General features: G+C 50.5%; 14 protein-coding genes. All 14 read right to left on the minus strand.

Translation table 11 applies throughout. The features are described from left to right. Window positions 1-35: 35 nt before the first annotated feature. Entirely contained in the window at window positions 36-5060 is a 5025-nt protein-coding gene (locus BFC17_RS22060; RefSeq protein ID WP_139142165.1) for a LamG domain-containing protein, read from the minus strand. Between the two features lie 175 nt (window positions 5061-5235). After that, window positions 5236-10296: a laminin G domain-containing protein gene (locus BFC17_RS22065; protein WP_070178686.1), complete on the minus strand. Its 5061-nt coding sequence runs from the start codon at window positions 10294-10296 to the stop codon at window positions 5236-5238. A 188-nt stretch (window positions 10297-10484) separates the two neighbouring features. After that, the gene (locus BFC17_RS22070; RefSeq protein ID WP_139142166.1) at window positions 10485-10916 is read right to left on the minus strand and encodes a type II secretory pathway component; all 432 of its coding nucleotides are present in this window, start codon (window positions 10914-10916) and stop codon (window positions 10485-10487) included. Further along, window positions 10900-11748: a type II secretion system protein gene (locus BFC17_RS22075; protein ID WP_070178688.1), complete on the minus strand. Its 849-nt coding sequence runs from the start codon at window positions 11746-11748 to the stop codon at window positions 10900-10902. The genes BFC17_RS22070 and BFC17_RS22075 overlap by 17 nt, the downstream gene beginning before the upstream one ends. Beyond that, a complete protein-coding gene (locus tag BFC17_RS22080) occupies window positions 11748-12314 on the minus strand; it encodes a type IV pilus modification PilV family protein (RefSeq protein WP_070178689.1) in 567 nt (188 codons plus the stop codon). Before BFC17_RS22080 ends, BFC17_RS22075 begins: the two co-directional genes overlap by 1 nt. Beyond that, on the minus strand, window positions 12304-12858 hold the full coding sequence (locus BFC17_RS22085; RefSeq protein WP_070178690.1) for a type II secretion system protein: 555 nt from the start codon (window positions 12856-12858) through the stop codon (window positions 12304-12306). The genes BFC17_RS22080 and BFC17_RS22085 overlap by 11 nt, the downstream gene beginning before the upstream one ends. A 24-nt stretch (window positions 12859-12882) precedes the next feature. After that, window positions 12883-13371, minus strand: coding sequence for a prepilin-type N-terminal cleavage/methylation domain-containing protein (locus tag BFC17_RS22990; protein ID WP_070178691.1), 489 nt, complete (start codon window positions 13369-13371; stop codon window positions 12883-12885). A gap of 68 nt (window positions 13372-13439) precedes the next feature. Further along, window positions 13440-14075, minus strand: coding sequence for a pilus assembly FimT family protein (locus BFC17_RS22095; protein ID WP_070178692.1), 636 nt, complete (start codon window positions 14073-14075; stop codon window positions 13440-13442). A 26-nt stretch (window positions 14076-14101) separates the two neighbouring features. Continuing rightward, the gene (locus tag BFC17_RS22100) at window positions 14102-14620 is read right to left on the minus strand and encodes a hypothetical protein (RefSeq protein WP_070178693.1); all 519 of its coding nucleotides are present in this window, start codon (window positions 14618-14620) and stop codon (window positions 14102-14104) included. A gap of 2 nt (window positions 14621-14622) precedes the next feature. Then, window positions 14623-15846 carry a type II secretion system F family protein gene (locus tag BFC17_RS22105; RefSeq protein WP_070178694.1) on the minus strand — a complete coding sequence of 408 codons (1224 nt, stop codon included), beginning with the start codon at window positions 15844-15846 and terminating at the stop codon, window positions 14623-14625. Continuing rightward, window positions 15839-17629 (minus strand): GspE/PulE family protein, encoded by a 1791-nt coding sequence (locus BFC17_RS22110; RefSeq protein WP_070178695.1) that lies wholly within the window; start codon window positions 17627-17629, stop codon window positions 15839-15841. The genes BFC17_RS22105 and BFC17_RS22110 overlap by 8 nt, the downstream gene beginning before the upstream one ends. After that, a complete protein-coding gene (locus tag BFC17_RS22115; protein ID WP_070178696.1) occupies window positions 17626-18690 on the minus strand; it encodes a tetratricopeptide repeat protein in 1065 nt (354 codons plus the stop codon). The genes BFC17_RS22110 and BFC17_RS22115 overlap by 4 nt, the downstream gene beginning before the upstream one ends. After that, complete coding sequence (locus BFC17_RS22120) at window positions 18687-19610, minus strand: ExeA family protein (protein WP_070178697.1); 924 nt, start codon at window positions 19608-19610, stop codon at window positions 18687-18689. Before BFC17_RS22120 ends, BFC17_RS22115 begins: the two co-directional genes overlap by 4 nt. Window positions 19611-19612: 2 nt before the next feature. Continuing rightward, complete coding sequence (gene mshL, locus BFC17_RS22125; RefSeq protein WP_070178720.1) at window positions 19613-21298, minus strand: pilus (MSHA type) biogenesis protein MshL; 1686 nt, start codon at window positions 21296-21298, stop codon at window positions 19613-19615.

The following is a 21298-nucleotide window of genomic DNA, read 5'->3' on the forward strand; positions in this document are numbered from 1 at the left end:
CAACTATTGTGCGGCGATTTCATAAAAATGCGCCATCAGAACCCTTCACGCATATGGATAGTGCGGTCATTGCCACGGTAAATACCAAAGAATGCTTCAGCGGCAGGTTTGTCATCGTCGTCGATGTCACCGTCACCATCCCAGTCAATATTAAGATACTGTGACCAGGTGGCACCGCTAGCCGCTGGTTCAAGAGTGAGTCGCACCGCACCACGAAGCGCTACGCCGTTGTTCATAGCCGGGCCGAGGGATAACGCAGCTGCCGGACTCTTACCTGACACCAGTGTGCCATAGCCATTTACTGTTGGCAGGTAGGCGCTTACATCAGATTCATCAGTCCCGACAGAAGCATTCTCTATAGAAAGACTCCCGTTGTCTTGTGAGAAATTCAGCACGGTACAACTGTCGTCTTTATTAATCAGCCAGTTTCCCTGCTCATAATATTCAGCCACTATCGGTGCACTCAACGATTCGGTTTCGGGGCCGAAGGTATTTTCGATTCTGAGCCTGCCGTAGCGCATTTCACTCCCCTGAATCGAGGGAATAGCAAAGCTTTGACAGGTTCCGGGGTACGCACTCTGATAACAAACTCCGTCATTGTCAGTCAGAAATGCCGCGCCGATTGTCATACTTATATCGCCGGCAAATGCTGAACCGTTGCCAGCCCCCGCAGACGGCGTTGCAATTTTTGCATACTGAAACTGGCTACCAGACAACAAAATAACCCCCTGGCCGTCATAATCTGACTGCTCGGCCACTATCGGCGTATGGGCGTTATTTAGCGTTACCAAATTTCCATGGTACTGACTATTATCAGCAAAGCTGACCGCGGATAAAGCCGCGTTGCCGGGGTTAAGTTGCCATAGGGTGCCAGAGTAATTTTGTGTAATCTGCCCCTGTGCATTTAACGCCGTAACAGAAAGTTCAGGTTCGCTGCCGGCTGCCATTTCAAATGACTGACCAATATAAGTGAACCGGCCACTACATTGCTGGGCTAATTGCGGGGTGACGGCCAGCGCAACGTCAAAGTAGGCGGGGATAAAACGATTCAATGCCAGGCTGTCACTGTCAATGACATTACCGAAATACGCGGCATCCTGAACATCCCAGGAATAAACCCCCACATCATCACTGCTTGCGTGACTGTAACGCCATTCACCGTTGGTAAATGGCCCTACTCCGGTACTTACCCAGGTGCTGTTTATTGCACTGGTTAACACCAGCGAGTCTGAAATTTTTAAACGGGTGTCACCAGCACTGGCAGACTGAGGGGTTAAACGTGCCAGACTCATTTGCAATAAGCCCGGCGAATACCCGGGTAGCACACTGCCACTGGCTCCCACAGCCTGAATAGCCAGTTCAAAGTCTGCGCCCGCTGCCTGCGGTGATGCTGCGGTACTGGCCAGCACTAATGCAGCCGGGATGCTGTTGAACTGTACACTGCCAGAATCAAGTACCACGCCAGCAATGTTAGCCGAAGCCTGCAATGCGACCTTGCCAGCATCCGCATAGTGATAACCACTCAGACTTGCCTCTCCATTTTGATTAAAAGTGACACTGACAGTGCCGCTATTGGTTGTGCTGCCATCCCCGCTTACCGATATACCGGCAAACGGGACTGAGCACTGATCAGGAGAGTAAGATGTGCCACCGTCGATGCAGTCATAAGTCAGATTGATGTTCTGAGCACCGGTTAACATGGCCACACACACACCTGAATTGTCGCGCACGGCCCTTAAACCAATGCGTCCTAAATCCGACTCCGCCACAAGATCAGGTAAGCTGGCCTGATAAGGCGCTAACGCATCGTAAAACGCCAAACCGGCATTGACAAAGTTGATACTACAGTTGGCCGAACAAGTTGTGCCATGTTCAGCAACCGATGTCGCGTCGCTACCGGTTACGGAAATCCCGAATGCACCGGTTTGAGCCTGCCCCAGGCTTAAAGAAGTGCTCCCGGTGAAGGTTAAGGGCGAGCTTTCAGACCAGTCACCTGCCGGCAAACTAACGTTTACTGCGTGTGACACCAACTCGGTACACTCGCCATTAGCGCAGGCTTTTATCGTGATATCTGCACTGTCACAGGTAAGCGCCTGTGAAGGGTGAACCACTTCATAGTGATGGACACTGGAACACTCGGTGGTATTGCGCATATCTGCCCGTACGAGGCCAAGGGTTTGCTCAAAGCTGTAAATGCGTACATCATCGAAATAGCCATTGGCAGAATTAGGGGTCATGTCGCCTACGATGTAGGCTGACGAATTGTCGCCTATTACCAGCGTATCAAGGGCGCCAAGTTCGGCTTGAATCAGGGTGGAACTTCCACCAATAAATTCCTCACGGCCATTAATGTACAGGTGGATATCCTGACTAACAATATCCCACGTCAAGCCTATATGTACCCACTCACCGGCCATAAAACTCATGTCATTTGAGCGGTATTGCAGATACTTATCCGCCGAATCCTCCAGACCAAATGCCAGTTTACCATTGTCCAGTAATGTCAGATAAAAATACTTATCCCCGCGACTGGCATCGAGGAGTTGCCGGTTACCACCATTTATCCAGCTTGTATTGCTGCGGTACCAAAATGAAATTGTCCCCCTCTCACCGATGGTATTAACATCAACTAATGTATCAACCGCGACTTTGGCCAAATCATCATTGTATGGCACGTTTAACGCCCGACATGAAACCGGAGAGGATAGCAACTCAGGCGTTACGCCATTTAATGGCGTGCCGTGGTGACTATGCCCTGAGCTATCCTCAACACTGGCAGCCCCGGACCACGACAGGGCCTCAAACTTGTACTCAGCCGTCGGTCCTGTATCGTTGCAGTTAATACAGGTGTAATCAGCCGCATCCACCAGCGCCTGTACCTCACCGGCAGAGAGTAGTCCGTTATAGAGTCTGATATCGTCCAGACTACCAGTAAGGTATTGACTCGCCAGGGCCTTATCAGCATAGCCCTGAGCAAAATTTTCGCCCGAGGCACCGAAGACCAATGGTTGCTCATTCAGCTGCCAGGAATAAGCGGTTGCATGGCTCCCCTGGAATACGCCATCGATGTAGTACCGCATCCCGCTCGCGCTCCATTGATAAGCAATGTGGTGCCATTGTCCGGCACTAAGAGTCGCGTCACTCACCACTTCATCGGTTTGCGTACTTGTTTCCTGATGAAAAATAAGCTTCCCCAGCCCATTGATGTAAGAGGTGAAATACCCCTCGCTACCTGGCTGACGACCATCTTTTGAAACCAGCGCCATCCGATCACTGGCAACACCGGAGAGCGAGTCAACTTTAAACCAGAACGCAATAGTGCCTGCAGATAGCGCAAAATCAGGCTGATGCTCAACGTCAACAAACGCTTTGCCGTTAAAGTCTAATGCCTGACAAAAGCGGCCTGTGTTATTAAGTGTTGTGCCTGTGTGCGAGGTACCGTGATAGCCGTTTTTTATTTCAACCACATCGCCGGCCTGGCCATTCAGACTACACATATCAAAATCCCAGTGCGATACAAGATAAGCATTGGACTGACAGGTGATACATGTCTCTGCCTGTAAGTCATACAGCAAGGTCACCTGCGCTGAGCTTAACTGACCGTCGTAAATACGCAAATCATCCAGTTCACCACGAAAAAAGTCTGTCAATTGCGCGACATTCTGGGCGGGACCACTGAGCGAGCCGGCATTGGCAGCGAGGGTAATCAGCGCGTCGTTGGCGATCACACCATCAGTATAACTTTTGTTGAAGGCGACCATCGCCTTATCCACATAAAGGCGCATCCCCGCGCCCCCGGTAGTGTAAACCACATGATGCCACTGATGCTCGTTAATTACCGGAGCAGACTGCATCTGATAGCTGGCATAGCCGGATTGCTGTTTAACCGTAATATTGCCAGTGGATGTTACCGACAATGAAAAATGGCCTCCCGCCCCAAAACCACTGACATCTTTAGACAGCATAGTCATGCCACCAGCCGGTGATTGATGGGTGTAGCTCAAATCATCCGTGTACATCCAGAATGAAACTGAAAAGTCCTCATCAGCATACAGAGGATGATGGGGGATACTGATTATATCGCCATTGCCACGAAACTGACCGGCCTGACAACGCCTGCCATTTTCCTTAATGCCGGGGGAATTACTCGAGGTACCATGGTTACCGGTGATCAGCTCGGGTAAATCATCAGCTCTGCCGGTAAGGCTGCACACGTCAAACGGCCAGTGACCAACCGGATCAGGCAGGGTTTCGGGCGTTTCACAAAGATTGCCCACCGGCAGTTTTGAAATTGCTGAGGGCGCATAGGTAATCGAAGCTTCATTTTGCAGCAGGATATTTCTGGCATTCACCGCACCAACATGCCGGGCGCGGTAATCATATTCAATGCGCTTTTTAATATACAAAAAGCCATTGATCTGAACTTCATTATGAATTTTCGCATTATTGTGAGCAATCAACAAAAAGTTACCCGCATCGGCGTCGTCGTAACGATTCAGGCCAGCCCGGTACTTTACCTCGAAGTCATGTTTTACATACAGCGTTACCTGAGCCCCCGGCATGAGACGCAGGTTGGTTTCATTGTCCATATTCAGCGTGTCGATCCAATAGGTGCCGCTCGACAAATACACCGTTGCCCGGTATTTCAAATCCAGTTTATCAATGTAGTAGGTGCCACTTGCCGTGGTATTAAGAACGCTTTCGTTACTTAGCTCGATATTATCGTAGTGACCGGGGCTGATCGCGCCAGTTTCGCGATAATTGAGGATCAAATCGCTCTTGCTGGACGACTTCTTAAATGGTGTCAGGGTGATTGACTCAGATTGATTTCCGGAGATGCTGCAGGGCGCTGAATCGCAACTGGTCCCGGCTGATTGATCGTCCATTCGCTTAACGTCCAGCACACCGTCACCACCGATAAGACGTGAATGATAATTAAACGTGATGTCACCACCTGAGTGATAGGAAGATGCCGGGTCGGGGAAGGTCGCGGAACACGCTGCGGCCATTAATTTATGGGAAACCAGCAGCAAACAACACAGTACGAGAGAAATCCGCAAAACCTTTACTCCATTTAGATTTTTTGAATACTGCCCGAACTCGGTTGAAAAACTATTCACCGGAAATGCTAAAGCAACTTCAGCCGGACGATATTGAGATTACTGCAGCGCAGCATAAGGAGCAAGGCAACTTTAGTTGAACGCCCTGAAAATCGGGGTGGCCGCGAAGAGAAGCCTATTTTTCGCGGATATGGATAGTTTTGTCGTTGCCCCGGTAAATACCAAAGAATGCTTCAGCGGCAGGTTTGTCATCGTCGTCGATGTCACCGTCACCATCCCAGTCGACATTAAGGTAGGTTGACCAGTTCGCCCCGCTGGCTGCTGGCTCCAGGGTGAGTCGCACCGCACCACGAAGTGCTACGCCGTTGTTCATCGCCGGGCCAAGGTTGATCATGTCATCCGGGCTTACGCCGCCGGTTATCACACCACTACTGGTTATACTCTGCAAGTAAGCACTTACATCCTGCTCATCGCTTCCCATGGAAACATTAGCCACCGAAAGCTGACCACTGGATTGGGAAAAACTCAGTGCCGTACAGCTGTCTGCGGTATTTCTGAGCCACTCCCCCTGATCGAAATATTCGGTGACCAGCGGTGCAGTCAGGGTTTCGGTTTCAGGGCCAAAAGTATTCTCCAGTCTTAACCGGCCATATCGCATGGGCGTGCCGGTTATGGAGCTAACGGTAAAGCCCTGACAACTGCCCGGATAGCTACTGCGATAACAAACCCCGTCGGCATCGGTAAAGAAGGATGCAGCCACTGTCATGCCAATATCCGCCTCGAAGGTAGAGCCATTACCCGTACTCGTGCCTGGCGTGGCAATTTTACTGTAGCTTAGCTGAGTATTCAGAATGCTGATTTTGCCTTCACCGTCGTAATCAGCATTGTCGCTTACCACCGGCGTGTCGCCTTTACTAAGCGTGTTTAAGGCGCCGGTATAAGCGCTGTTATCGCTAAAACTGATGGCATTCAGACCGGCGCTGCCTGGTGCCAGTCGCCATAAACTTTCCGAATAATTGCGCGTAATTTGCCCCTTGGCGTTATACGCAGTTACCGTAAACTCCGGCTCGCTACCCGTAGCAAAATCAAAGGGCTGGCCAATGTAGGTAAACTGGCCACTACACTGATTATCCAGCTGTGGCGTGGTGACGCTGCTTACATCAAAGTAAGCCGGAATGATCTTACCCGGCCCCAGCCCGTTGGCACTGATAACATTGCCCAGATAATCCGCATCCTGCACATCCCATGTATAAAAGCCAACATCACTGACATAGGCCTGAACATAACTCCAGCTACCGTTGTTAAACGCTCCAATATTCACATTTGACCAGCCAGGGCTCACCGCACTGGTTACCGATTGCGCAGCACCGACAAAAATCTGTGCTTCGGCGGCACTCGATGAAGTGGGCGCAACCCGGGTGAAGTTCATCTGCATGGTGCCCGGTGAGTATCCGGGCAGCACACTGTTGTTAGCGCCCAGGGCTGTCATAGAAACGCTGAATTCAGCCCCTGCCACCTGCGGGTATGCTGCGGTAGCGCCCAGGTTAATTCTGGCTGGAATACTGTCAAACTGATTACTGCCGGATTCAATTGTGACCCCGTTCACCATGGCGCTGGCCGATAGTGCCACCCGTCCTGCATCGGCATAGCGCATGCCGCTCAGGCTGGTTTCGCCATTAACATTAAACGTTAGGACAACCGAGCTGGTATTTACACCGCTGCCTGCTCCGGCTACTGGAATACTCCCTAAGGGTACTCTACAGGTATCTGTTGAGTAACCGGTACCGCCATCGATGCAATCGAAGCCCAGATTAACACTTTGCGGCCCGGTTAATAACGCCTGACATACACCAGCATTATTTTGCACCGCGCGCAGGCCAATGCGGCCTAAGTCTGATTCGGCAATAATGTCCGGCAACGCCTGAGAGTATGGCGCTGCGGTATCGTAAAACTCAAAACCGGCATTCACAAAATCGATGTTACAGTCGGTGGTGCACTGAGTAGGATTTTCTGGTGCCGACTCCTGATTGGCGGCAGTAATGCTTATCACCGCCGTTCCTGCAATAGTTTGCTGCAGAGTGGTAGAAAAGGCGCCAGTAAAGGTCACCGGCGATGGCACTGACCAGTTACCATTAGGTAGCATTATACTTACCGGTTCCGTGACCAACTCCGAACAGCTGGCGTTGGCGCAGGCTTTTACCGTCACGTTAGCGGCGCTGCAGGTAAGAGACTGTTCAGGGTGAGTCACTTCATAATGATGCACACTAAAGCAGTCATGGGTAATTCCCATATCATACTGAACCGCTTCTCTGGACTGTTCGTAGTCGTAGATTCTGAAATCATCAAACTGGCCATTGGCTGAATTATCCGTCATGTTAGTAACAAAATGATTAGATGAACTGTCGCCAATTTTGAGTGTACTCACGTTGCCCAGCGCCGAGGAGCTGAAAGCCCAGCCGCCGTACATATAGACCCGGTCACCATTAACATACAAATTCACGTCTTCAGAAGCGACATCCCAGGACAGCCCGATATGCACCCACTGGTTAGCTGCATAACCCAGCGCCTGGGTCTTAACCATCAGGTCGCCATCATTGGCATCTTCCATGCCGAAGGCAATTTCGCCGTTGTTATTCAGCGACATAAAAAAGTATTTTCCGGCACTGCCGTCGCTGGCTTCACTGCGGGTAGCATCGAATAAGGTTCGGTTACCGCCGCCTATCCAGGCCGCATCACTACGATACCAGAAAGAAACTGTACCCCTTGAACCTACGCTATTGAGATCCAGGTTAGAATTAACCTCATCTAACGCGGAATAAGTGGTGTTATAGGGGACATCCAGCGCCCGACAAGAAACCTCGTTTGTGGGTAATAAAGGCGTCACCCCGCCCACCGGTGAACCGTGGTGATTTTCGCCCGATGAGTCAGTCACTGAACCGGCAGAGGGCCAGCTTGCCTCCTCAAACAAGTAATGCAGTTGCGGTGACTCGCCATTACAGTTAGTACAGACATAATTAGACTCGGTATAAATGGCCTGAACATCCGCTGTTGAAATTGGCTGGTCGTAAATGCGCACATCATCAATATCACCCAGCATATGCCAGGCCAGTTCGTTACTGTATGAGGCATTATCGCTGGAATTAAAAGCGCTGGCGCCGAGTATTACCGGCTCGCGGTTGCCAGCCAGTGTTAAACCACTGACAGTGTAAGTGCCCAGATAAACCCCATCCAGAAAAACAAACATGCCTGTGCTGTTCCAGGTATAAACCAGATGGTACCAACGTTCCCGCTCTTCTATTACCGCAGCGGAATAAACATTGTGAGTATTAGATGCTGTCTCGTGCTTAAATAAGAACTTGCCTTCGTTGGTCACATAAATACTTAGCTGACCGCCGTTATCACGCCCATTTGAATCTTTCGAGAACAGCGCCTGGTAAGACTCCGCGCCATTGTCATTATGATCAAGATTGGCGACTTTAAACCACAGGGAAATCGAACCGCTACTCAGCTCATAAGCACTGTTGTGGGGAATATTGATATGGTCGTTATAGCCGTCGAAGCTTACGGCCTGACAAAAACGCCCGTAATTTTCTGCGCGGGTTCCTTCCAGTGCCTGACCATTGCTGGTGCCTGCGGTATCAATAATTTCGCCAGCGGTACCATTAAGGCTGCACACGTCCATTTTCCAATGTGAGACTAACTGTGCAGAAGAGGAACAGTCACTACAGCCGGACTCAGATTCGGCAAACAATAAAGAGATTTGATCCGCCGAGAGTTGCGAGTTAAAAAAACGCAAATCATCCACCCGGCCTTTATAATAATCGCCGATATCGCCATATGACGTGTTGTTAACATCGTGGCTGCTGGCATTAGCGGCTATAACGGTTGTGCGGTTATTATTTTGCCAGCCGGACGTATAGCTTGTATTTGAGCCAACCAGGACTTTATCCACATATAGCTGCATCCCCGATGGCCCGACACTGTAAACAATATGGTGCCATTGCCGCTCAAAAATCACCGGGGTTGAATTAATCTGGTAAGTGGTTGAACCGGACTCCTGGTTTATTTTAATAGCGCCAGCAGAAGTGACCCATAAGGTAAACTGACCGCTATTGTTGTTGAGGCTATCTTTAGAGATGATGGCCATGCCACCATCTTTATAATTCTGGGAATAGGCCAGTTCATCGGTTTTCATCCAGAACGACAGTGTACCCGAACTGGTTTGATAGCTGCTGCTGTTGGGCAAACGAATATGGTCACTCTCTCCCCTGAAATACGCCGCCTGGCACAGCTTACCGTTGCTATCGGTGCTCGGATTGTTATAAGAACGGCCGTTGTTGCCGGCAATAGTGTCTACCACTTCGCCACTGGCACCGGTTAGCGAACAGGCATTCATTGTCCAACGCGCCGTGGGGGTAGGTAACACCACACTTTGTGTACACAGCCCGTCAGTTGGTATTGTGGCGAGTCCATTGCCGTCATAGGTTATGGTTGCGCGATCCTGTAATGTTACCTGGCTGGCATTTACCGCTCCGGTATGGCTCACGTCAGTGGCGTAGCTGGCACTACCAAGAGCATAGAAGTAACCTCGAACCTGTGAATACTGGCCAAAGGTAATATTGCCTTCAGAGAACATTAACAGCTGATCAGGATTACCATTACTATTTACCTGATTGCTGATATTGGTAGAAAAACCGCGGGTATAAATAACCACCTTAGCGCCCGATGCCAGCTGTAACCGGCCATTTTGGCCGAGATTCAGGGTCTCTATCCAGTAAATGCCGCTTTGAAGAGTCAGGGTGGCATTGTAATTAACATTCAGGCTTTTAATTTTAAACGTGTTACCACTGGACGACGTGGTCAACGTAGCTCCATTTCCCAACGTGATATTGCGGTAATCACCGGCACTCAAGGTACCGGACGTATTGTCATTAATATAGCGGTCGGTCGTACTTGATGAATACTGGTAAGCGGAAATAGCCATGCCATCAGCCGGAGTGCCGCTAAGCTGGCACGCAGCTGTATCACAGCTGGAGCCACCACTATTATCAACCATACTGACAAAGCTGATCTGGCCGTCGCTACCGATAAGAGAGGTTTGTGGTTGAAACTGAATATAACCGGAAGAAGAGTAAGAAGCAGCCGGATCGGGAAAAACAGCCGAACAACTAGCAGCCAACGCTTTGGCGAAGGTCAGAATAGAAAAAAACAGAACACTAATGCGCAACCAGCTCACTGCTTACCTCAGGAAAATATCACTTGTACAATAGCTGTTACAACATATTGCGCTGTGACAACCAACAACTTAGTACACTGCCTATTGTCCTTTAGTATAGTGTAATTAAATAGAAGTCCTCTTCAGTCTGAGGTCTCATTATGCCCCATCCTGCATATTATGTAAAAATCCCGATAAAACATAATGTTCTATCGTTCTTCAAATGCATCCAGTTCGAAGGTACGGCTGGCCCAGATATCATTGGCCTGACAAACGCCGGTACTTTCGAAACGGTAGTAGTTGTAATTAACATTCTTTTTTACCACCTGTGTGGTGGTGCAGGTTGCCTGGTAACTGCAGTTTTCCAGGCCGCTACCACTGCTAAAGGCAGCCGGACTGCTGATGGTGACAGAGCAGTCTGCAATGCTGGCATTAAGCGGAAATGCGGTGGTTAATAACCGCTGAACGCCACTTTGCGCCGCCATTTTAGCGCGGGCACCGAGTACTTCATACACCACGGCCTGATTAGATGACGATAGCAGATTTACCATGGTTACGCCTAAAAACGACAGTACTATTATCACAAACAGGGTCATCACTAACATGCTACCCTGTTGCCGGAGTCTAGGGAATGTTATCAATGTGGATCTCCTGCAAGTAGGCAATCTGTTCATTATTATCTACAAAGCGCAGCCTTACTTCGGCAATTGAGTTGCTTTGCAAACTGGTGGAGATAATGCGGAAGGGATCATCCTCCTGAGGGTTATTCACCGGGTCTGCCGACAGCACGTTAGCCACGTGGGAGGCAATAACCGGCAGCCCGGATATCGCTCCTCTTTGATTCAACACTAAATCATTTCTATAGCGTATCAGCTGATTCTGAAACACACAGTAACTCACCGCATGGCTGACCAGATAAACCCGGGAGGCAGGTGACTCCTGAGCCAGTAAACCAGTCACCTCAAGCTGCACTATGCCATCACTGTCATCAAGGGTTGCACAATCACCGTCGCCATCATCACTGCAACTACTGATGTTGACACGATGACCATTGGCAGGGTCATACACGTCCTCGCTCCGGGTTGGGTAAACCACAGCAAAATTGCTACCACCGGGTAACACATACGGCTGATTGTTGATATCGTGCAGGGCCACCACATCAATATAATAAGTACTGTCAGGGGGGGACGGTAAATCGGTGTATACCGTGGCCCAGTCAATAGGAACAAATTCCATGCAATGGTAGCTGGTGTTTCCCGTAATCCTGACGCTGTTAGGTAAGGCGCTGCGTAATTCCCGCTTTAACCGTTCGATAGCAAAGCGGCTTTCAGACAGCAGCTGATCACGGGTACTGACATCAATGTACGTTTGCATAGAGCCTCTGACAAATGACGCAATACCGGCACTGGCAGCACCAAGGATCACAATAACCGTAACCAGTTCAATAAGGGTAAAACCGCGGGATCTTTGCATTACAGGTTCCACCGGTACTGGCTGAAAGTGATGGCCTCACCACCCGGCGTGGTAACCACAATAACAATGCGTTTAACGTTACCGATAACGGTGCCGGTATTACCCGCATCATCATTAATGCCATCTTCGTTGTCATCGTAGTAAACCTGCACCTGTACCGAAAACCCGGAGTACAGGCTCTGTCCATTATACAACACCGGTGTTCCCTGGGCCGACAGAATCGTGGCACCTGATTCGTTTAATCCGTTAAAATCATCAACATCATCATACGAGGTTCGGCTCTCTCCCGGATCGGGACCAAGGTTACCGGATGTAGTGCAGGCAACTGACTCATTACAGCGTTTGCCGCTGTTACTGTTGGCCAGATTATCATCGAACGCGCGGGCGTTTATTTCGCTCATCAGCGATTGTGCCAGTTCGCTGGCGCGCACCTGCCATACTGGCTCTACGCTGTAACGGGATTGCGGCGCAATTAACCCTACAATCACAGTCATGATGATAGAAAACACCACAATACCGATAATTAATTCGATAAGGGTAAACCCTCGCGGCAAACTAGCACGCATGGATATAACCCTCCTCTTCTACGCAGACCGCCACACTGGTTTCGCCGGTAAAGGTAATCCGGCAAGGTGAGCCGGTGTCGCAATCCGGAGAATTATCCAGGTCGTTGTAAGGGCGTCCCAACGCATCAAAACCCATAAAACTAAAGTTCAGGTTCGCCCCATCAGAACTGCTAAGGGTAATGCTTTCGTCACTGAGTTCAGTTGATAACGTAGATAAGTAAGCTGGCGCATTAGCAGCAATGCCGGCAGCACAGGTTGCCGCACCGTTTCCTGGTGAGTAATTTAATGACGGCGGACCATAGGTGCTGTTGGCACCATAAACAAAATTAAGCCGGAAACAAAAACCGCTGCGGGTATCCTGCATGGCTCGGGTTTGCATATTACGAAGGGCGGACACGAGACGGTCCTGATAGGCGTATTCGGAGTAACCCTGACGGGTTTGTAACCGGGTACCAGCCACAACGGCCAGTATCCCGATTAACACGATGACAGTGATTAACTCGACTAAAGTAAAACCCCTGCCAGTCAGCCGGTCAGGCCGCATAGTTTTCCGTTTCCGGGACGTTTGTTAGCAATCTGTAGTTGTAACAGTAACAGTCGCTGCTGAGCTAGCGGTAGCCTCAGTATAAAGCACATAACAAGCAACCGCAGAGTCATAAGCGGCAGATGCTGGTGTGAAGGCTGCAGATCCTAAAGCCGGTGTAGCTGCATCAGCTGTTCCAAGCGTAAGTGTCCAGTCATTAGTAACATCGATATCTGTCCAATTAGATAATCCGGCAGATAAACCAGCGGCAGTAGGATAACCATAAATGGTGCTTACAGCTGAACCATTAACAGTCACATCAACCGCTGTTGTTGAATTTTGCACACCAGCAATAGCTGCTTTTGCATAAACAAGGTTTGCTCCGCCCTGCAGTCCGCCTTTCAGCCCTTGCAACGTTGAGCCACGAGCATCAGATTGAAAATCTATAAAACGCGGCGCAGCAGTCACTGCTAAAATGCCCAAAATCACGATCACGATGATCAATTCAATTAAAGTAAAACCACGCTGTTGCATGTTAATTCCCCTATAAACTTGTAATTGTATTATTCACTATTTTTCAACACAGTACAGCATTTACTGCACTAATTTGATGAATTATTACTAAAGACTACCACTTGCCCGATACGAGGGTCGTATATAAAACCATCCCCAAGTGTGTCATCGGTGGGCGCTGCCTGTAAATTACGTACTGACTTGCTTAAGTAATAAAAGCATAAATCGTTGCCACCAGAGCCTGTTCCATTACTAAAGTTAGTAAAGTAACGGAAGCTGTCAAACGGCCGGTTAGCCCAGTCAGACGTTATGGTGGGCGCGCTTTGCATAATCAGGTTAAATATACTCTCACAGTCCAGCGCAGACATACTCTCGTCTTCCGTACTGCTGTCATTGTTTAACTGGCCAGTGGGATAGCCAGTATTTTGGTCCACACCCACGATAATGCCATCAATAGTAACAAACGTCAGGTTAGTCCCCTGGTTTTCCCGTGGACGGGCTTCCAGCTCCCATTCGGCCCGAACCAGCCCTACGCCGGTAGCAAAACCACCGGAGACAGCTTCAATAGTGGCGTCTTCAGCTTGTTCGGTAACATCCAAAAAGCGCGGGATCGCTACCGCAGCCAGCAGGCCCAGCAAAACCACCACAATGGTAAGCTCGATAAGCGTAAACCCTTTTGCGCCAACAGCGCCAAAACCACTGCTGTGCTGTTTACTATTTGTCATAGATAACTCCTGAACTGTGAATTGTTTCACTCGCCGTTGCCTGATTGTTTAACCACACCGGTATAAATACTGTAGTCGAAATACGGGCCGGTGCTCACCCGGTAACGGCACCTGGCATTGGGCGCCCCTGCTCCATCATTGTCACTGGCATAATACTCACCCAGCACTCTGAATCCCTCGACACGGGTCGACGTATTAAGTAATTGTTCCCATAGCTGCAAACAGCTATCTGAATGCGGCTCTACCCGGGGCCAGCCAAAATGCGCCATGCGCACAGGGCGACGACCGACTTCTTTGCCCTCGCTATCATAATGCACCAGCATTATCATTTCGGGCCGTCCTTCTGCCTGCCACTGCCAGTGGGCATTGGTGGCACTGGTGGCAAACTGGCGGGCATAGCCTTGCATCATTTCGGCCTCTACATCGGGCTCAACATCATAAAGGTATACAATTGCGGTGCCCATTAGTACGGTAAATACAATAATAACGGCAAGGTTTACCAGCACGCGGCTTAAATTTCGTTCTGCAACATCTTTCGACTTCACGCCTACTGCCCCTTAATTGCGCTCATCATGTCCCACATCGGAGTAAAAATCCCCAGCGCAAGCACCAGTACCATTCCAGCCACTATACCTATCAGAATCGGCTCTATTTTTGCTGTCAGACTATTAAGATCGTAATCCACTTCCCGCTCATAGAAATCGGCAACTTCAGCAAGTAACTCATCCACCCGACCGGTTTCTTCACCCACGTTGACCATTTGCAATACCATGGGCGTAAACAGTCCGCTGGCCTGAGTTACCCGGGAGAGGTTTTCGCCTTTCTCGATGCTCTGGCGCATGTCTAAAATACGCAGTTCCATAAAGCGGTTACCCACCGCTTCAGCGACCAGGTTCAGTGCGGTTGTTAACGGCAGACCAGCTTGCAGCATCATCGAGAAACTGCGGCAAAAGCGCGCCAACAAAGACCGTTCCAGTACCTTACCTATCACCGGTAAGCGCAATTTTTTACGACTCCAGGCTAACCTTCCATCCGGCGTATTCAAATAGCTGCGGATTCCCAGCACCAGTGCCAGCGTGCCGCCTATCAGCACATACCACTGATTTATAAAGAAGTCCGACATCCCCAGCAAAAAACGCGTCATCACTGGCAATTCGGCACCAAATTTATTAAACATGTCGGCAAATTTGGGGATCACAAACACATTCATTGTGATAAGAGCGCCAATGAGTGCGATAACAACAAAAATAGGGTAACGTGTGGCCGCTTTGATTTGGCGGCGGGTTTCCTGCTCTCTCTCAAGGTAGCCCGCCAGCTGTAAAAAGGCTTCATCCAGGCGACCGGTGTTTTCACCAACGTGAACCACACTAACGTACAGTCGATCAAAAATTTTACTGTGCTGGTGCATGGCTGATGACAAAGTACGGCCGCGCTCCAGCAAGCTGATAATATCGGATAACGCAATCTTAAGCCGGATTGACGACGAAGACTCGGCAAGACTACTCACCGCCCTTAGAATAGGGATACCGGCGTGGGTCAAGGAGTACATCTGGCGCGAAAAAATCACCAGTTCATCCAGACTCACCTGGGGGGTTAAAAAATTAACCTTAACTTCGCTTTTTTCACCAGAGCCCGCCACCTCACTAATGGAAATGGGCGTAATGCTGCGCGCCAGTAACATTTTGGCCGCCGCGTTGGCATCCAGCGCATCCAGCATACCACTGCGCATTTCGCCGCCGGGCTCGCGCCCTTTATAGCTAAACTTAGGCATCCGGTAAGTCCTCAAGACTTAATCCCGAACTGCCCTGAGCGCCTTTGTTATCGGTAGTCGTCACCTCTTCGTCTTTCTCATTGCCGGGTATTTCCGCAACCATTTCAACCAGTTTCAGCACTTCCTCTACCGTGGTCATGCCCATTTTAGCGTAGGTCAAAGCCACGTGAGACAGCGGTTTGTAGCCGGGGCTGCGCATAGCGTGCTCACCAAAGGCAACGGTATCACCGGATTTAAGCGCATTCATCATAGGATCGGTCAGTTCGAGTAACTCGAACACCCCGATTCGACCACGATAGCCGGTGTGATTACATTTCTGACAGCCTTTGCCCCGCTTAAAGGTGACGGTTTCAACACTTCTATCGATGTGACTCAGCCAGAATAGTTCATCGTGTGAAGGCTGATGTTCCACCTCGCAGTTATCACAAATACGGCGAATCAGGCGCTGTGCAATAATGCCACGCAGGGAACTGGCCACCAGATACCCGGCAGCGCCCATATCAAGCAGACGAATAGCACTGGAAACCGCATCGTTGGTGTGCAAGGTAGACAACACAAGGTGACCGGTTAGTGCGCCACGCAAACCAATCTCCACGGTTTCCTGATCGCGCATCTCCCCCACCATGATGATGTCGGGGTCCTGACGTAAGGTGGTCCGCAGTACGCTGGAAAAATTTAAGCCTATGCGGCTGTTTACCTGCACCTGATTAATACGGGGTAAGCGGTATTCAACCGGATCTTCAACCGTAATAATCTTACGCTGGGGCTGGTTAAGCTCGCTAAGCGCTCCGTAAAGCGTGGTGGTTTTACCCGAGCCCGTAGGGCCGGTTACCAGAATCATGCCGTGGGGGCGTTTAAGCAGGGTGCGCAGGCGGTCCAGAATAGGCTTGGGCATACCGGTCTCGTCGAGGGTAAGTAACCCGGCCGACTGATCGAGCAAACGCATTACCACAGCTTCGCCGGATTGCACCGGCATAGTGGATAAACGCACATCAACCCGGTGACCTTTAACGCGAACCTGAGTACGCCCATCCTGAGGCAGACGTTTTTCCGAAATATCCAGGCCAGCCATTAGCTTAAGACGTAAAACCAGCGCTGCGGCAATGTTACTTTCGGGGATAACCGTTTCCTGCAACACGCCGTCGACCCGCTGGCGGATGCGCAGTTGTTGTTCATCCGGCTCAATGTGAATATCCGAGGCTTTTGCCTGTACGGCATCCTCAAAAATGGATTGCAACAGCCGGGCAACGGCCGTGTCCTGCTCATCGTCCAGCCCGGCAGTGAGTTCAAATTCCTGTTCGTCGCGGTATTCGTTGGCTAACTGCTGAGCAAACGAGGCGATTTCATCGGTACGCCGGTAAAAACTGTCGTACGCACCAAAGAGCTGTTGTTCGCTGACTACCGCCACTTCCATGGGTTTGGGTAACAAATCAGCCAGGTTATCCACCGCAGTAAGGTCAGCAGGGTCACTCATACCCACCAGCAGTTTGTCGCCCCGGTCTTCAAGCACCAGTGCCCGGTAGCGGCGGGCCTGTACTTCCGGTAACAGCTTCACCGCGGCCGGATTAACATTAAACTGGTCAATATCGATAAGCGGCACATTTAAGTGAGCCGACAGTAACTCCAGCAGTTGCTTCTCACTGACCAGCTCCATGGCGATCAGGGTGGCCCCCAGCTTTCGCCCGGTCTGGCGCTGTTCAGCCAGCGCTGAGGTAAGTTGTTCTTCGTTGATCAGGCCTTGCTGAACCAGCAAATCACCCAGCCTGACTTTTACCCCACTCATGATGACACTCCCGTCAGATTGTTGAGTCGCTGACGAATAAATTGTTCGATATTGGCATCCAGTTGCTGTAATGACAGCGCTTCACGGTAGCTGTTGGTCGCCAGTGTTACATACCCTTGTTTATCTGCAACCACGGCCTGACCAAGCCACCACTTGGCATTTTCGTTGTCGAGCACCACCAACTGTGCATAATCTTTCAGGGCTTCGTCCATTAAACTCAGTTTTTGTGCCAGTGCGGCACGGTAACCCAGTAATTCAATGGATGGCTGCGCATGTTCATTAATATCCTGCAGCGCATAATAAGCCAGTTTGGTTTCGTTTTGTTGAACCAACAGCCTTGCGTACATTAGCCTGACGCTGCTGTCACCGGGCATATCGGCCACGCTCTGCTGCAACAACTGCTGGGCATCCAGTGTACGCCCGGCGCTGAAATACAGCGCGGCCAGTCGTTTTCTGGCGGCCACGTTATCCGGTTGCTGACGAATAAGTGTGCGCAATAACTGTATCGCTCTGGGCGTATCATTCTGACTGATGGCCTGACGGATCTGCGCTTTCAGTGCGTCTTCCGGATCAGCAGAGCTCGGTTTTATAACCGGTGTGGCAGGCTCCGGCGCTACGATAACGGCGGCAGGCTTCTGTGCCGCAGAGGCTGATTCTTCCCCGGCCGGTAAACGGTTAGTGATTGCTGGCGCTGGGGCTTGTTCACCACTGGCCGGCAGCGCTTCGCCAGGTCCTGTGCTTTCGCTAAGCGCAGGCTCGTTAACCGCGGGCATCATCGTAGCGGAAATAACTTCGGCGGCAGGCTCTTCGGGCACTGCGGGTGCCTGTTGTGGCTCTACAACAGCCTGGTTAATCGGAGCAACAGCCGGTGATGCAGGTTGATCAGCCGTTGGCACTGGCCACCAGTACATAACACCAATCAGTAAGGCACCAACAATAAGAATAAGGCTGATACGCATGGTTGCCGACGATTTTTTCTCGGGCGGCTGATAGTTAGCCGGCGGAGCCTGAGAGGCTTCCCGGTTTTCTAAATCTTTCAGCATTTTATTGACTACACTCACAGTGCCGCCCCCATATTCCAAACACTCACAATAACCGCCAGCGTAAGTACTGCAGCGGCGATAATTGCCCATTGCCCCCGTGGATTTTGCCACCATTGGGTACTTACCGTGCGCGCCGCTTCGGTGTCTGCCGACGCCGCAGCAACATGTTCTGGCTCGACGACATTTTTACCTTCGCCGTAAGCCAGCATCAATGCCTTGTGCGCCAGTACATTAACCACTCGTGGCGTACCACCGCTCGCCCGGTAGAGCAGCTCACAGCACTGGCGGTTAAATAAATCACCACCACGATAACCGGCCACATTCGTGCGGTGGCGAACATACTGATAAACCTGGTCCGTATCCATGAGTGCCAGCGAGTAGCTGAACGTAATTCGTTGTCGCAACTGACGCAGTTCCGGCAACGCCAGTTTTTCGTCTAGTTCAGGCTGGCCAAACAACACCACCTGTAACAGCTTGCGGGACTCGGTTTCCAGGTTTGTCATCAGGCGCAGCGCTTCGATACTCTCGGTGGGTAACGCTTGCGCTTCATCAATTATCAGCACGGCACTTTTTTGCTGCTGATGAATATCTATCAGCCTTTGCTGAATCTTTTGGGTAAATTCCTGCTGGTCACAGTCTGTACTCAGCTCCACCCCCAGCTCATTGGCCACCGCCCGGCGCAATTCCGTTGGCGCCAGCATCGGGTTAGGCACATAGGCGGTAACAAAAAAATCCGGTATCTCGTTAAGCAGCTTGCGACAAATCAGGGTTTTGCCAGTGCCAACCTCGCCAGTCACCTTAATAAAACCTTCGCCGGTTTTCAGCGCGGTTAACAGCACCTGCATTGCCTCGTTATGGCTGGGTAAGCCAAAAAAGTAGCTGGTATTTGGCGTCAGCGTAAAAGGCAGTTCCCGGATACCGAAGTGATACAGGTACATGATTACTCTACGTACAACCAGTCGGCCATTTTCTCCCGGCTGAGTTCGATCTGCTCAGCCCAGGTGCCACTGCCAATTACTGTTGGTTTTAATAAAATAATCAGTTCTTTTTTGGTTTCACGCTGGCTCTTGTTGGTAAAGAGCTCGCCCAGCAGCGGAATATCCCCCAGCAATGGCGTCTTTGACTCGGAGTCGGTGATGCTGGTTTGCATTAACCCACCAATCACAACAATTTCGCCGGATGCCGCTTTAATAATGGTATCGGACTCGCGAATAGTACTTTGCGCCAGCGGCAGGACAATCTGCTCCTGATTAAGGCTAACGACTTTTTCCTGTTCCTGGGTTTCGATAACTGATGGATGCACATGCAGCAATACCGAGCCGCTCTCATCAATTTGTGGCGTTACGTCCAGCGCTATGCCCGAGAAGAAAGGCGTCAGCTCGATATTCGGCACCACGGATGTGGTGGTTGAAGTAATGGTATTCTGGCTTGATACGTCGGTGACGAAGTACTCATCATCACCCACTTTGATCACGGCTTTCTGGTTATTAATGGCCGTTACGCGAGGGCTCGAAAGTACCTGTACGTTACCTTGAGTTGACAGCAGCGAAATCACGCCGGAAAAATCTTTATTCAGAAAAGACAGGCTGGTAACGCCACCCAGCGAAGCGGAAATCTGATTACCAATTGAGCCGGCAGTATTGCTGAAGCTGAATTCGGTACTGCCGCCGGAATTTGCCACGACTTCAGACCAGTTGATCCCCTGCTGGTAACCATCATCCAGGGAAACCTCCAGAATTCTGGCTTCCAGGATAACCTGACGCTGCAAACTCGCTTCAGAGGTTTTCAGAAAACGTTTAATATCGCGAATCTCATCAGGCATTGCCCGAATGGTCACTAAACCCGCCTGTGGGGTAACAAAAACAGCGCGGCCACCGTCGCTACCAATCATGGATTCCAGCGAGGTTTTTAAATCAGACCAGAAATCGGTTTCGGTACGGGTAGAAATGGAGGTGCCGTTGGCATTATTGCCAAACTGATTCCCCAGATTATTACTGTTAGCCGAGTTACCACTGAAATTATTAAAACTGCTGTTAGAACTGCCGCTGCCGTTACTGTCGGCCTGAGACACCCCGCCCGAAATAATACTGGTTTGAGTGGAACCATCCCGTTTCATCAACAGGTAGTTAACCGCCAGGGTTTCGGTTCGCATACCCGCGGGCAGCACTCTGAAGACATTACTTTTTCGGCTGATATCATAACCGTAAAGATCACCAAGCAGCTCCATGACCTGTTCCATGGTGACCTGTTTAAGACTTAATGAAATGTCGCCGCTGACTTCTGGATGGATAGCCACACTGTAGGGCGTATCCGCAACCAAGCCGGTAAAAAAGGCTTTTACACTAACACCGTCGGCTTCTATGTCGTATTTTTCCGGGCCGAACAGTGATGGACGTTCAGCACTGGTATTTACATCGCCAAGTAAGTCGGTAACGCTGTCAGGTACTTCGGTTAAGGCACCGGGTTCGGCTTGTTGCTTAGCCTGTGCAGCTTGTTCGTGGGCGATCTGTTGCGCCAGTTGCTCTTTCAGCGACTGCTCCACTACCGAAGATTCCGGCGTGGACTGACAGCCGGTCAGTGCTATCGCCAGAGCGATTACTGTCAAACGTTTATTGAGCGTAGCCAT

This window comes from Marisediminitalea lipolytica (assembly GCF_001758465.1).
In the GTDB taxonomy this organism is placed as follows: domain Bacteria; phylum Pseudomonadota; class Gammaproteobacteria; order Enterobacterales; family Alteromonadaceae; genus Alteromonas; species Alteromonas lipolytica.